The sequence below is a fragment of the Paraburkholderia gardini genome, assembly GCF_907164545.1.
In the GTDB taxonomy this organism is placed as follows: domain Bacteria; phylum Pseudomonadota; class Gammaproteobacteria; order Burkholderiales; family Burkholderiaceae; genus Paraburkholderia; species Paraburkholderia gardini.
Window position 1 is genome coordinate 72,861 of the sequence record NZ_CAJQZB010000023.1, and the last position, 14,009, is coordinate 86,869.

General features: G+C 60.2%; 14 protein-coding genes. 6 read left to right on the forward strand and 8 right to left on the reverse strand.

Going from position 1 to position 14,009, the window contains the following annotated elements:
• Positions 1-5: 5 nt before the first annotated feature.
• Entirely contained in the window at positions 6-1,358 is a 1,353-nt protein-coding gene (locus LPA37_RS17010; RefSeq protein ID WP_228979436.1) for a TRAP transporter large permease, read from the forward strand.
• A gap of 179 nt (positions 1,359-1,537) precedes the next feature.
• Here LPA37_RS17010 and LPA37_RS17015 read toward each other — a convergent pair whose 3' ends face one another.
• Entirely contained in the window at positions 1,538-2,443 is a 906-nt protein-coding gene (locus LPA37_RS17015) for a LysR family transcriptional regulator (protein WP_228979438.1), read from the reverse strand.
• A 103-nt stretch (positions 2,444-2,546) separates the two neighbouring features.
• Here LPA37_RS17015 and LPA37_RS17020 point away from each other — a divergent pair, with 103 nt between their 5' ends.
• From LPA37_RS17020 to LPA37_RS17030, 3 genes are all read left to right on the forward strand, one after another.
• Entirely contained in the window at positions 2,547-3,419 is an 873-nt protein-coding gene (locus LPA37_RS17020) for an aldo/keto reductase family oxidoreductase (protein ID WP_228979440.1), read from the forward strand.
• A gap of 146 nt (positions 3,420-3,565) precedes the next feature.
• Complete coding sequence (locus tag LPA37_RS17025) at positions 3,566-3,952, forward strand: ester cyclase (RefSeq protein ID WP_228979442.1); 387 nt, start codon at positions 3,566-3,568, stop codon at positions 3,950-3,952.
• 250 nt (positions 3,953-4,202) lie between these two features.
• The gene (locus tag LPA37_RS17030; protein ID WP_228979445.1) at positions 4,203-5,663 is read left to right on the forward strand and encodes an amino acid permease; all 1,461 of its coding nucleotides are present in this window, start codon (positions 4,203-4,205) and stop codon (positions 5,661-5,663) included.
• A 358-nt stretch (positions 5,664-6,021) separates the two neighbouring features.
• Here the strand turns inward: LPA37_RS17030 and LPA37_RS17035 are convergent, their stop codons facing one another.
• The 3 genes from LPA37_RS17035 to LPA37_RS17045 form a co-directional block, all read right to left on the reverse strand.
• Positions 6,022-6,558 carry a chromate transporter gene (locus tag LPA37_RS17035; RefSeq protein ID WP_228979448.1) on the reverse strand — a complete coding sequence of 179 codons (537 nt, stop codon included), beginning with the start codon at positions 6,556-6,558 and terminating at the stop codon, positions 6,022-6,024.
• A 34-nt stretch (positions 6,559-6,592) separates the two neighbouring features.
• A complete protein-coding gene (locus LPA37_RS17040; RefSeq protein WP_229013170.1) occupies positions 6,593-7,162 on the reverse strand; it encodes a chromate transporter in 570 nt (189 codons plus the stop codon).
• A gap of 193 nt (positions 7,163-7,355) precedes the next feature.
• Positions 7,356-7,766, reverse strand: coding sequence for a DUF1801 domain-containing protein (locus LPA37_RS17045; RefSeq protein WP_229013171.1), 411 nt, complete (start codon positions 7,764-7,766; stop codon positions 7,356-7,358).
• 151 nt (positions 7,767-7,917) lie between these two features.
• Between LPA37_RS17045 and LPA37_RS17050 the strand changes: the two genes are divergently transcribed.
• A complete protein-coding gene (locus LPA37_RS17050) occupies positions 7,918-9,588 on the forward strand; it encodes a DUF1254 domain-containing protein (RefSeq protein WP_229013172.1) in 1,671 nt (556 codons plus the stop codon).
• 26 nt (positions 9,589-9,614) lie between these two features.
• Here LPA37_RS17050 and LPA37_RS17055 read toward each other — a convergent pair whose 3' ends face one another.
• From LPA37_RS17055 to LPA37_RS17070, 4 genes are all read right to left on the reverse strand, one after another.
• A complete protein-coding gene (locus LPA37_RS17055) occupies positions 9,615-10,475 on the reverse strand; it encodes a class I SAM-dependent methyltransferase (RefSeq protein ID WP_229013173.1) in 861 nt (286 codons plus the stop codon).
• Between the two features lie 199 nt (positions 10,476-10,674).
• Positions 10,675-11,445 (reverse strand): SDR family oxidoreductase, encoded by a 771-nt coding sequence (locus tag LPA37_RS17060; protein ID WP_229013174.1) that lies wholly within the window; start codon positions 11,443-11,445, stop codon positions 10,675-10,677.
• 109 nt (positions 11,446-11,554) lie between these two features.
• Positions 11,555-12,409 (reverse strand): alpha/beta fold hydrolase, encoded by an 855-nt coding sequence (locus LPA37_RS17065; RefSeq protein ID WP_229013175.1) that lies wholly within the window; start codon positions 12,407-12,409, stop codon positions 11,555-11,557.
• 82 nt (positions 12,410-12,491) lie between these two features.
• Positions 12,492-13,187 carry an alpha/beta fold hydrolase gene (locus LPA37_RS17070; RefSeq protein ID WP_229013176.1) on the reverse strand — a complete coding sequence of 232 codons (696 nt, stop codon included), beginning with the start codon at positions 13,185-13,187 and terminating at the stop codon, positions 12,492-12,494.
• A gap of 171 nt (positions 13,188-13,358) precedes the next feature.
• On the opposite strand from LPA37_RS17070, the gene LPA37_RS17075 reads away from it, so the two are divergent.
• Complete coding sequence (locus tag LPA37_RS17075; protein ID WP_229013177.1) at positions 13,359-13,988, forward strand: CGNR zinc finger domain-containing protein; 630 nt, start codon at positions 13,359-13,361, stop codon at positions 13,986-13,988.
• Positions 13,989-14,009 lie beyond the last annotated feature (21 nt).

A 14,009-nucleotide genomic window follows, 5' to 3' on the forward strand; every position in this document is an offset into this window, starting at 1 on the left:
CAATCATGGAACTTGCCATTCTCTTTGTCAGTTTTATCGTGTTCCTCGCTCTCGGGGTTCCGGTCTCGTTCGGGTTGGGGCTCTCGTGCGTCCTGACCTATCTGTATGAAGGCCTGCCAGCGGCAACGGCCATGCAGTCGATGATCTCGGGCATGAACGCGTTCTCGTTTCTCGCGGTCCCGTTCTTCATCTTTTCCGGCGAACTGATGCTCCACGGCGGTATCGCCGACCGCATCCTGCGTTTCGCCCAGGCGACCGTCGGGCATTTCCGCGGCGGTCTCGGCATGGCCAACGTCGTAGCGTGCACGCTGTTCGGCGGTGTGTCCGGTTCGCCGACCGCCGATACGTCGGCGATGGGCGGCGTCGTGATTCCGCTGATGAAGCGCGAAGGCTATAGCGCGGCGTATGCGGTCAATGTGACGACCCACTCGTCGCTGGCCGGCGCGCTGATGCCGACGTCGACGAACATGATCATCTATGCGTTCGCCGCACAGGGGATCACGGGCACGTTGAACGGCCAGACGCTGAGCGGCGTCTCGATCGGCGACCTGCTGTTCTCCGGACTGCTGCCGGTGCTGTGGGTGATGGGTTTCGTGCTGATCGCAGCCTACTGGCAAGCGGTTCGTTTCGGCTACCCGCAGCGCCCCGACGGTTCGACGGGCGTGCAGAAGTTTCCCGGCTGGTTCGCGGTAGGCAGAACGTTCCTTGGCGCATTGCCCGGCCTGATGGTGATCGCGATCATCCTGGTGTGCGTGGCAAGGGGCATTGCGACAGCGACAGAAGCCGCGGCGATCGCGGTGGTCTATTCGCTGGTGCTGACACTGGTCGTCTATCGCTCGATGACGAGAAAGAAGCTCTTCGTGGCGCTTTCAAGCGCGACCAAGACAACGGGTGTGGTGCTGCTGCTGATCGCCGTGTCGAACATGCTGCGCTTCCAGATGGCTTATCTGGAGATTCCCGACGCGATCGAGCGCCTGCTCGAACATGCAACGACGCTTCCGTGGCTGATGCTGCTGTATATCAACGTCCTCCAGGTTTTCCTCGGCACGTTCGTCGACATGGCCGCGCACATCCTGATCACGACGCCGCTGTTCCTGCCGCTCGCGATGCATGCCGGTGTGGGCCCCGTGCAGTTCGGCATCATGATTCTGCTGAACTGCTCGCTGGGTCTGGTTCACCCGCCGATCGGCTCGGTGCAGTTCGTCGGTTGCGCGATCGGCAACGTCTCGATCGGTGAAACGACGAAAATCGCGTGGCCGTACTATCTGGCCATCTTCAGTGCGATCAACGTCGTCACCTATCTGCCGTTCTTCTCGACCTGGTTGCCGAGCCTGATTAACGGACACCCGGTGTATTGAGATTCAGGGTCTTCCCATGCAGGTATGAGCAGTCCCGCATGTGCGGGGCTGCCGGCTAACCCCACGTTTTCCGGAACGTGGGGTTTTGTTTTTCAGGCGAGGCAAGTGTTGACGTGAGGTGATCCAGGTAGAAGAAACTCGCGGGCCTGTCATCGCGAACGGTTTGTAGCGTGAGAGAACTAAGGTCTCGCCGCTTCACCCGCTTTAAGAAAATCGACAAACGCGCGCAGCGGTGCGGGCAAATGACGGTGCCCGGGATAGTAGAGAAACGGGCCCGAAAAGCGTTCCCACCACGGCTCCAGGATCGGTTCGAGTGCGCCGCTATCGAGATGCGGGCGCAGCATGTCCTCGAAAAGATGAACGATGCCCACGCCTGCCATCGCTGTGCTGACGGCAAGATCGACCGCCGCGCCGGGCCTGACCACGAGTGGCCCCGGCGGGTCCAGCTGGACGCGCTCGCCGTCGCGCTCGAAGTTCCAGGTTGCCATGGCGCCGCCCGCGAACTGGATGCGCATGCACGCATGCCCGAGCAGATCACGCGGGTGTCCGGGCCTGCCGTGCGTGTCGAGATAGTCCGGCGTCGCAGCGGTAGCGAAACGCTGCACACGCGGCCCGATCGGAATCGCGATCATGTCCTGCTCAAGACGCTCGTCGTAGCGAATGCCTGCGTCGCAACCGATCGAAAGCACATCGACAAAACCATCCTCGACGACGACTTCCACCCGGATGTCGGGATAAGCCTTCAGAAACGACGCGATCACGCCTGGCAGGTCAATGCGCGCCACGCTCGCAGGCACGTTGAGTTTGAGCGTGCCCGACGGCTTGTCGCGAAAGCCGTTCAGGACGTCGAGCGCCGCTTCCATTTCGCTGAAGAGCGGCGTGAGCTTTTCGATGAGACGCAGCCCCGCTTCGGTCGGCGCGACGCTGCGTGTGGTCCGGTTGAGCAGGCGCAGACCCAGCTTCGCTTCCAGCCGGCGCACCGCAATGCTGAGGCTCGATGCGGAAACACCGCTGATCCGGGCGGCATCGCGAAAGCCGCCTGAGCGTGCGACCGAGATGAATGCGGAAAGATCGTTCAGTTCCATGGCGATTGTGCAATTTTTTGAACAACCCGTACAACTTAAACCGGATTATTTAACAGCGCAATCGCCGTCATACTGGCGTTCAATCTTCTTCGAGGAGCACGTCATGTCAAAGTCCACAGCCGCGGCCACCTACTCTCTCGCCGGCCACACGGTGCGCCGGATGGGCTACGGTGCCATGCAACTTGCCGGCCCCGGCGTATTCGGGCCGCCGAAGGATCGTGAAGCCGCGATCGCCGTTCTTCGCGAGGCGGTGGCGTCGGGCGTCAATCACATCGATACGAGCGACTTCTACGGACCGCACGTCACCAACCAGATCATCCGGGAAGCGCTCCATCCCTACCCGGACGACCTCGTGATCGTCACCAAGGTCGGCGCCGTGCGGGGCGACGACGCTTCATGGCTACCCGCGATGGAGCCGCAGGACATCGAGCGCGGCGTTCACGACAACCTGCGCAATCTCGGGCTCGACGCGATCGAAATCGTCAATCTGCGGATCATGGGCAAGGTCCACGCGCCATCCGAAGGAACGATCGCGAGACAGGTCGAGGCACTCGCCGGGCTTCAGCGCAAGGGACTCGTGCGCCACATCGGTCTGAGCAACGCGACGTCGGCCCAGGTCGCCGAGGCACAGGGGATCGTGGAAATCGTCTGCGTGCAGAACCATTACAACCTGGTCCAGCGGGAAGACGATGCGCTCGTCGACGAACTCGCCGCCAAAGGCATCGCTTATGTGCCGTTCTTTCCGCTTGGGGGATTCACGCCGCTGCAGTCGTCGGTGCTGTCAGAGGTCGCCAGGAAGCTCAGCGCCACGCCGATGCAGGTGGCGCTTGCCTGGCTTCTGCATCGCTCGCCTAACATCCTGCTGATTCCGGGTACGTCGTCGTCAGGCCATCTGCGTGAAAACATGCAGGCGGCGCAATTGAGCCTGTCTGAAGCAGTGCTTGAAGAACTTGAAGGGATCGGGCGGGCTGCTTAAGGACATTGAGGGTTGGGCGATTGTGACGGCATTCGCCCCAGACACCTCATTCGCGAGCCATCGCGTTCCCTACGTTCGTGTCGGACTCGTGTGTTGCCTGGCTGTAGAATTTCAACACGTCTATTTTCAGCCGGAAGGTCATTGCCATGAACAGGATCGATCTCTCCAGTGTCTACCGGAACTACATTGCCTGCCTGAACAGGCAGGACTGGCAGAAGCTGGAGCAGTTCGTTCATGACGATGTACGCTACAACGATCAGCGGACTGGATTGCCGGGTTATCGCGAGATGCTGGAGCGGGACTTCAATGAAATTCCAGACCTTCATTTCAACATCCAGTTGCTGATTGCCGATTCGCATTACGTAGCCAGCCGGCTGGCCTTCTCCTGTTCGCCAAAGGGAACGTTCCTTGGGCTCGCTGTGAACGGGAAGAAGGTTTTCTTTACGGAAAACGTCTTTTATCGATTCCGCAACGACAGGATCGAGCAGGTATGGTCGGTCATCGACAAGGCAGCGATCGAAGCCCAGCTTTAATGCAGGTTCCATGCAGGAAGATCCCGCGCATAACACCTTGAGAACACGGGCAGAACGTCTCACCCGCGGTCGCAGGGTCGCCAGAAAACCAGATATTCACTTTGCCGTTAATCCGGAATACACTGAATTCACCATTTTCCTCCACCTTACCTCCGCCACGCTTCGGTAACAGATGCTTTTGTCGTGCTCCGCGAGCCGAAGCAAGCCGGGTCGGTTCGTGCCCAACACTATTTGAACGGGACGACTCATCATGGCTGATACGAGCTACATGGCACGGAAATCCGTCGCCGATATTGTAGGAAGCGCAGGCGAGGAGGGGAGCCAGGCGCTATCGAAAACACTTGGCGCCACCAGCATCACGGCGATGGGCATCGGCGCCATCATCGGCGCCGGCATCTTTGTCCTGACCGGCACGGCCGCGGCGCAGTTCGCCGGCCCAGGCATCGTACTGTCCTTCGTACTCGGCGGCATCGCGTGCGCGTTCGTCGGGCTTTGCTATTCGGAACTGGCAGCCATGTTGCCCGTATGCGGCAGCAGTTACACCTACACCTATGCCACGCTGGGTGAGATTTTCGCGTGGATCATCGGCTGGGATCTGATACTCGAATACGCGATGGGCGCCGCCACTGTCGCGGTCGGATGGTCCGGTTATATCGTGAGCCTGCTGCATAACGTGGGAATCAATATCCCGCCCATTCTGGCCGCCGCACCCGGCACCGTCGTCAAGCTGGCCGACGGCACCACCGCGACGGGCCTCATCAATCTGCCCGCGGTGTTGATCATCGCCATTCTGACCACCCTGCTCGTACTCGGTACAAAGGAATCCGCGCGGCTCAACAACATCATGGTGGCAGTCAAGCTGACCGTGGTGGTGGCCTTCATCGCGCTCGGTGTGTTTTTCATCAAGCCGGCAAACTGGCATCCGTTTATTCCGGCGAATACGGGTGAATTCGGTAACTTCGGCATGAGCGGGATTCTGCGCGGGTCGGCCGTGGTGTTCTTCGCGTTCATCGGTTTCGATGCGGTTTCCACTGCCGCGCAAGAAGCGAGAAAACCGCAACGGGACATGCCGATCGGCATCCTGGGATCGCTGATCATCTGTACCGTGTTGTACATCCTCGTCGCGGGGGTTCTAACCGGACTCGTACCTTATGGTGAGCTGAATGTTCCTGATCCGATCGCCAAAGGCGTCGACGCGATCGGTCTCACCTGGTTCTCCATCCTGATCAAGATCGGTGCGCTGACGGGACTGACCACTGTGATTCTCGTGCTGCTGTACGGACAGAGCCGCATCTTCTTCACGATGTCGAAGGACGGCTTGCTGCCGCCTCTTTTCGCACGGGTTCATCCGCGTCTTCAGACGCCTCATCTGAGTCAGATCCTGATCGGAACCGTCGTCGCGATCGTCGCGGCCCTTACGCCGATCAGCGTACTCGGGGAGATGGTCAGCATTGGTACGCTGTTCGCGTTCATCCTCGTGTGCGGCGCCGTGATCTATCTGCGGCGCAGCGACTCCGATGCCTCACGCCCTTTCCGGGTCCCCGCCGTACCGGTCGTGCCGGTCCTCGGAATCCTGTTTTGCCTGTTGCTGATGGCGGGACTGCCGCTCGTCACCTGGGTACGGCTCGTGGTATGGCTGGTGATCGGGTTGATCATCTATGTTTCCTACGGCCGGCATCATTCGGCCCTGCGCTTCCCCGAGCGCCGGTGAAAACAGGTAGCACCGGATTGACGCTACCGCAATTTTTCTCACATCCCGACGAAAAATTCTCGTTTTGACGTCTGGTTCCACCCACCTAAACTGGGACGTGAACTGTAGCCATGACGCAGCGGCGCTGCGTCATGGCTACTCGCGGACGATGAGGAGTTTCCCGTGAACATGATCTTGTTTGAGATTCCAGCTGTAGTGGTTATTTTAGGTATCGTTTGTATCGCAATGGTCAGGGCGTTTGTGCCGTCACGGTCGGATAACGTCGATCTTTTCGTGAGGCGGGACATGACGGGTGGCCAGGGAAGAAATTTTTAGGGAATGCCTGCATCGGCGTGACATTTCAATCCGACGATCCAGATTAAAGCGCGCCGCCCAGATGAAGCAGGACGAATAACGTCGCAGCGCCCGCGATGAGGATCAGCGCGTTGATTCTTGTTGTCATGACGATCACGGTCGCGACCAGGGCGGTGACCTGAGCAATCCAGCCGCCATCCAGCTCTTTCACCAGCACATAGACGGCTGCCAGGATCAGTCCCGCCGCCACGGGGCGAAGACCCGACTGCAACGCGTTTTGCCAGCGTGCGCCACGATGCTTCGTCCACAGATGCGCGACGCCGTACATCATGAATGCAGTCGGACCAAAGAGCGCAAGTGTCGCGACAACCGCGCCCGAAAGTCCGCCAACCTGCCAGCCGATCAGGGTCGCGAGCAGCGAGCCTGGCCCCGGTGCCAGCCGTGCGATTGCGAAGTCGCTGACAAACTGTGCATGCGTCATCCAGTGATGCACGTCGACGACCTGTCTCTGGAGATCCGCGATGATCGACTGGCCGCCCCCGATCGTCACGATCGACAGCGGCGCGAAGACGGAGAAAAGCGCGATGAGTGTTCGGGACAAGGGTTATCGCTCGTGGAAAGACAAGGGCCGTCGATTACTCGTGTCGGGACAAACGCACATATTCCAGGCCGACGCCAAGTGTTCCTGCTACCAGCACAGTCCAGACGAGTGGCACGGCGAGGATCGCGACCGCAATGAACGTTACGACGAAGATCAGAATCGGAACGACGCGCCGCGGCAACCGGCGCACCGCGGTTATCGCCATTGAGAGGGAAAGGCCGATTGCGCCGGCCGCTGCGCCAGCCAGTGCAAAACGCGTCAACGGGAAACCCGCCATCGCCGAGAAAAAGACACCCAGGATGACGATCGACACCGCTGGCGGAAAGATGATGCCGCAAAACCCGGCCACCGCGCCTCGCCAGCCAAGCAGACGATGCCCAATCCAGATCGCCAGGTTTTTTATGTTGACACCCGGAAGCGCCTGCGACAGCGCGAGTCCATCAAGGAACTCTTCCTCCGTGAGCCAGTGCCGCTCGTACACAAACTCACGCAAAAACCATCCGCTCAGTCCGCCACCAAAACTCGTGAGCCCGATCCGCGCAAAAATCAGAAAGAGTTCGAGCGTCGTCGGCATTGCAGCCGGGCGCGCAGCCGGCTCGCCCATCGTTCCATTTGATGGACTCCGTTCATCTGGCGCTCGCGTGTCAACATTCCTGGTCAAGGCTAATCCTCCCGCACGCATCGGTCGCGCTCAAGACATGACATCCGGGCGCCGCCGTGCCGATCGAAGAAGTATCCCACAGTGACTGATCCAATGACCGGAGCAATGGCGAGACGATATGCCAGCATCACGTCTTTTAGCCTTTCTCCGCTTTAGTCCGGGTATTCGCGGACGCTTTCTTCTTCAGTTTGCTCTGATTGAAATCAATAGCGGCACGGACGAGATTTTTTAGCGCACGGTCATTAATCCTGTCGCCCTCGAAAAAATCGATTGCGCGTCTCGCGTTGCCTTCGAGGCCCGCATTGAAGAGTCCGTCAGGATCCGGGATGCTTGCCCCATGGACAAACGTAAGCTTCACCTTCCCTTTGTGCGCGTCGGCGACCGCGATCATTCCGTCGCGAGACCACACCGGGCTTCCCATCCACTTCCATTCCTCGACGATCTCCCGGTCCGCCTCAAGGATGCACTTGCGGATGCCGGCAAACGTCTTGCCACGCCAGTCCGTGAGTTTCCCGATCAACTGGTCAATACTTTCCGATGGATTCACTGGATCTCCATGCCTCGAATTCGTGTTCAGTTTCAGGCGATCACGACAACCCGACTATTGTAGCCACCCGTATTCCCCAAAATAAGGACACCGCACGCCACGCATAAACGGATATCCAGGCAACAGGCATATTCAATCACAAGAGACCGGATTGAAATTGCACTTGCGATACAGCGCAGCCATACTATGGTTCAGATCGAACAGACTGGCGCATGACCTCCCCCTTTATCAGCACCGGCAAACTCCGCGGACCTCGCGCTCAGCAACTGTGGCAGCCCGCATGTCGGCCTTTTTTGCATCGATAGTCAGGGTACATATGTTGAAAAAATCGAAATTCGCAGCGGGCGTGATTTTATTTTCATCGACGATAACGATATTGGGCACGGCAATCGAAGCCAACGCTCAAACCACTGATCCGCATGGCTGGGCCGGGACAGGATCGATTACCTCGCGTTATGGAAATCTTGATTTCGTCGGCGGCTATCCGACGGCGGACACGGGACGCAAGCTGGACGAGTTGCTGATCGTGAACCGCGCGATTGAAGCCTATCTGACGCAAATGCCCACTGTGTCCTGGTACCGGGTCTGGAAGGGCGTTGCGGAAGCGGGCCCGGCAACGCCGAATCAGATGGTCGTGTGGGAGAGCCTGATGAACGCGCAGACGCTGCTCCTGACGGGCAACACTGAAACGGTCTACGCCATGAGCGCGCTGGATTTGAAGCGCGACGGCCCGACGGTTGTCGAAGCGCCACCCATGCTGCTCGGTGGCGTATCGGATCTCAGGCAAAGCGAACTGGTCGGCATTGGCCCGACTGGAGCCGACAAAGGCAAGGGAGGCAAGTTTCTCTTTCTGCCGCCCGGCTACACAGGCACTGTTCCCAAAGGTTATATCGTCGCCCGATCCCCCACCTACAAGGCAGTGTTCGGCGTGCGCGGCTTTCTCGTGGACGGCAAACCCGACAAAGCTGTCGCCTTGATGAAGTCGACGAAGATCTATCCTTTGGCGCAGGCCGCGAAGCCACCCAGAACGACATTTGTCGATGGCTCCACCTCGCCTGTCGACACGGTTTTCGACGACAACTATCAGTACTTCGACGACCTCGCCAACATTATTGCCTCGGAGCCTGCGGGCATCATTTCGTCGAGTGACCGCTTCACGCTCGCCAGCATTGGCATCGCGAACGGGACGCCCTTTTCCCCCGATGCGAACCGCAAGGCACTCCTTGGCGAAGCCGCGCGTCTTGGCGGCGCTATTGCGCGTGAAAATACCTATGCATCAAGCGATCCCGCGCGACTCGTCTATCCTGATCGTCGCTGGGAACTGCTGTTTGTCGGCGGTAGCGCGACCTGGGATTCGCAAGGTTATCTGAACACCGACCGGCGCGCGGGATTCGCCTATGCGGCGATCGGCATGTCGCCCGCCATGGTGGACAAAGTGGTTGGCAAAGGATCGCAGTACATCTGGACGCCACGGGACTCGAACGGCGCGTGGCTCGACGGAGCAAAAAGTTATCGGCTGCACCTGCCACCCGATATTCCCGTCAAGAACTTCTGGTCCGTCGTTGTCTACGATGCGCAAAGCCGTTCAATGCTGCAAAACGGAGAAAAATTCCCGAGTATCAGCCAGTACACGAATCCCGTGATCAATGCCGATCGATCGGTCGACATCTATTTCGGGCCGGCTGCGCCAAAGGAACAGCATGTGAACTGGATCAGGACGGTACCCGGCAAGGGATGGTTTCCGATCATCCGCTTCTATGGTCCTTCGCAGGCCTTCTTCGACAAGACCTGGCAGCCCGACGACATCGTTCCTGCGCAATGAATGGCGGTCGGAAAACATACGGGTAGCTAAGTATTCGCTACCAGCAGTTCTTCCGCATTGTCTGGCGGGCGCAGATCATCGGTCCTGCCCGCGAAGTAGCACCGGGCAAGGTCGGCCGCCGGGACGTGCCGTGCTTCTTCAAAACCCGCTTCGTGGGCTAGCGCCAGGATTTCCCGCGGGGTGAAGAAGCTGAGAAAAGGTGTTCCGCCTGCTCGCGCGCCCTTCTCCGCCATCTCAAGCCCGGGACGCACCTCGGGGTCCGCCAGTTCCAGCGGCAGCAGGAACGTCATGGCGAACGTCGACCCCGGGGCGAAGGCCGCGACCTCGCGCAGCGTGGCCGCGTTCGCGTCCCGGGTGAGATACATGCTGACGCCCGTGGAGACCACGATTGCCGGCTTGCTGTCATCGAAGCCGGCCGCCACGAGCCGGTCCCGCCAGCGCTCCCCTGCCTCGAAATCGACCGGCACGAAACGCAGCCAGTCCGGGACGCCGAAGCCAAGTTCGATCAAACGCCGACGCTTCCATGCCTGAGGACCTGGCCGGTCGATCTCGAACACCCTGAGGCGGCACGCGATCTCCGGCCTGCGCTGCGCGAAGCTGTCAAGGCCGGCGCCGAGGATGACGTACTGACTCACCCCGCGGGCGGCCTCCTCCACGACCAGGTCTTCAATGAAGCGGGCACGCGCCACGATGGAGGCGCGAAAGGGTCGCGTGAACTGCGGGTCCATGTCGCCGCGGTGGCGCCAGCTCTCGTCCGGAGACAGCAGCCTGAGACCGACTTCGTCTTCCAGTACATGCGGCGGAGGGTCGGCCTCGACATGCAGCGCGCGCCACAAGGCGACTCGCGCTGCTGTGCTGTCTGGCACTTCATCTCGCTTGTCGTTCATGACTTTCAATCCTGTTTGTCCGTCTTCGCCTGAAGCTGACCTGCCGGTACTGTGCCGCGCTACGCAAGAAAGAAAGAGTGGTCGCTTTGGCCTCTGGCAATTGACGGAAAACGCTTCACACAGCATCCGCATGTAGACATGCGCCGAGCAGGAAGAATATCAAATGTTGCATGGGAGACACCGCATCGCAGCTTGCGAGTCAGACCGATTTGACTTCCCCGCCATCCATCCTCAACGCCGAGCCTGTCATCCAGCGGGCGGCAGGCGACACGATGAACGCCATCAGTTCAGCGATCTCCTCCGGCGTGCCATACCGCGCGATACCCGCTTCAACGGGAAATTTCGCCGTCGCCTCTTCAACGGTCATGTTGTGCAGCGGCGCCCAATGTTCCAGATAGGACTGTCGCCGGCCGGTCATCACGGGCCCTGGCAGCACACTGTTGACCTGCACGCCGTCGGCGATACCGCGGTCCGAGAACGCTTTCGCGAGCGCCATGATCGCCGCGTTGATCGTGCCCACAGCCGCATAGGGTGCTTTGGGAAACAGCGCCGAATTGCCCGACATCAGCACGACCGACCCTGACGTCTCCTTCAACGACGCCCACGCCGCGACCGTCAACCGTCGCGCGCCGTGAAGCTTCAGCGCGAGACCGCGGTCCCATTGCTCGTCGGTCATTTCAAGTACGTCGATTTGCGGCACCGCGCCCGCGATGTTGAGCAACGCGTCGATCTGCCCGAACGCCGCGAGCGTCTCATCGACGACTTGCTGTGCGGCATCGGGTTGAGACAGATCGACATCGATAACAAGAGACTCCGCACCGGCCCTCTTCACCTCGATTGCGGTCTGTTCGAGGTTCCCGCGGTCGCGCGCGACGAGGACGAGCAAATCAAAATCCCGCGCGAGCCTGATGGCGGTCGAACGACCGATCCCCTGGCTCGCGCCTGTGACGATTGCGACTTTCCTGGACATTTCAGATCTCCTTGTATTGCAGATTGACGACGGGTCAATGCACGCCCATCCTCTTTCCACCGGCCGCACCGGCTTCCATCACGCGATGTCGATGTCGACCCTGGACGCGTCAGCGAATGAGAAAATCCGCAATGGCCGCCGCGATCTCCGCCGCATGCGTCTCCAGCGCGAAGTGGCCGGTATCGAAGAAGCGCACAACGGCGTCCGGCATGTCGCGCCTGAATGCGTCGGCGCCCGCGGGCAGGAAGAACGGATCGTTCTTTCCCCACACAGCGAGGAACGGAGGCTGATGCGTGCGGAAATACTGCTGGAACGCGGGGTATAGCGCGACGTTGCTTCGATAGTCGCCGAACAGATCGAGCTGGATGTCGTCCGCACCGGGCCGGCTCAGATAGAAGTCGTCGAGCGAGTAGCCGTCTGGCGAAACGGAAGCCGTGTCCTGAACGCCGTGGGTGTACTGCCAGACCGTTGTCTCGTGCGTGAGCAGCGCACGCAGCGCTTCACGATTGACCGACGAAGCGTCTTGCCAATAGGCGCGGATCGGATTCCAGCCGTCGCTCAATCCTTCTTCGTAAGCGTTGCCGTTCTGCGAAATGATCGCGGTGATCCGCTCGGGATGCCCGAGCGCAAGCCGGAAGCCGGTTGGCGCGCCGTAATCGAATACGTAGAGCGCAAAGCGATCGAAACCGATCGTCCCGGTGAAGCGGTCGATGACATTGGCGAGATTGTCGAACGTGTACGCAAAACTGCTCCGGCTGGGCATGTCGGACTGCCCGAATCCGGGCAGATCCGGCGCGACGATATGAAAACGGTCGGCAAGCATCGGAATCAGGTCGCGAAACATGTGACTCGAAGTCGGAAAGCCGTGCAGGAGCAGCAGCTTCGGAGCGCCAGGGCGGCCGGCTTCGCGATAGAACACCTTGAAACCGTCGACGTCGGCATGGCGATACGCAATTGAACTCATGATTTGCCTCCACAGGAGAAAAAGATCTGGCGAGTGATGAAAGGCACCTTGCGATTCACGGCATCGCAGGCGACAGGCACGGCTAGCGTGCGGAAACCGACTGGACCGCTTCGACAATCACATCGGTCACGGCGTCCGGCGCCGTGACCAGCGGCGTGTGATCGACCTGGTACGACCGCACGTTTGCATTCATGCGACGTGCCATGAAGCGCTGGGTGTCGGGGTTGATCATCCGGTCCTGGCCGGCGATCAGGAACCAGTTCGGGCGGTCTCTCCACAGCGGACGCCCGACCGCTTCGCCGATGCACGACACCGCAATGGGACGCTGCACCGCAGCAAGCACCGCCAGCTCCCGCGGTGTTCCATCCTGCGCAAACGCAGCAGCGAACGCGTCGTGCGGCAGCCATATCAATCCGTGCAGATCCGGAGCGAGTTGCGGCGCCTGCGGGTGCGCCTCGTCGCGGTAGAACACGTCGCCAACGGTCTCCCCTTCGTCGGGCGCGAGCGCCGCCACGTAGACCAACGCCGCGACGCGGTCTGAACGGGTCGATCCGATCACGGCGCCCGCATACGCATGGCCGGCCAGCACCACCGGACCTTCGATCCGTTCGAGCGTCCGGTCGAGCGCGGCCACGTCGTCACCCAGCGAAGTGAGCGGCAGCGGCGCCGCGATTGCATCGATACCCCGCTCCTTCAGGCGATCGATCACCTTGCTCCAGCTTGATCCATCCGCCCATGCGCCATGCACAAGCACCGCGCTCACGTTGCCAGAAGACATGTCTTGCTCCTTTCAGGAAAGTAGATGTCACCTGTGATGTAAAGCTCTCTTACATCACACCATGTAACCCGTCTATCAATATTTTATAGGTTACTCATCGAATAGGTAACTTGTCAACAGCATTTTTAGTGGTTACAGTGTGGCTATCGTCATTCACTTTCGTCACGACAGATGGACTACCGTCAGATTCCCGCGATATTTCTGGCCGACGCGCCGGGCCTCGATTTCCTGAACTCGGTGGCGACGCCGGTAGATGAAGAGGTCGACTGGATCAGCGATGGAGAAGGCCTGCTGACCTGGCTGGAACAGGCTGAACTGGTGCCTCGCGCCACGCTCGCAGCGATGCGGTCGCAGTCCACGCCGGCCGAACTCGACGCGGTTGCGGCACAGGCACGCGCACTGCGCGAATGGTTCAGGGGATTTGTCCAGAAGAGAAAAGGACGTCCGCTGTCCGCCAGGGATTTGCGCGAGCTCGAACCGCTGAATCAACTATTCGAGCGGGACGAACAATATGCAGAAATCGTCGTCGATGCCACGGGCGGGACGTCGATCCTTGAATTGCGCGCGAACCGGCGCTGGAAGTCGCCGGAGTCGCTGCTGATGCCCATCGTCGAGGCGCTGGCGAAACTGGTGTGCGACGAGGACTTCACGTACGTGAAGGCATGTGAAGGTCCGCGCTGCACGTTAATCTTTGCCGATCACACGCGGGGGCATGCGCGCCGGTGGTGCAGCATGGCGATCTGCGGTAACCGCGCGAAGGTTGCGGCCCATCGGAAGCGGCTCAAGGAACGTGAGCGTTGACGTGACGTCCGCGGAAACCCG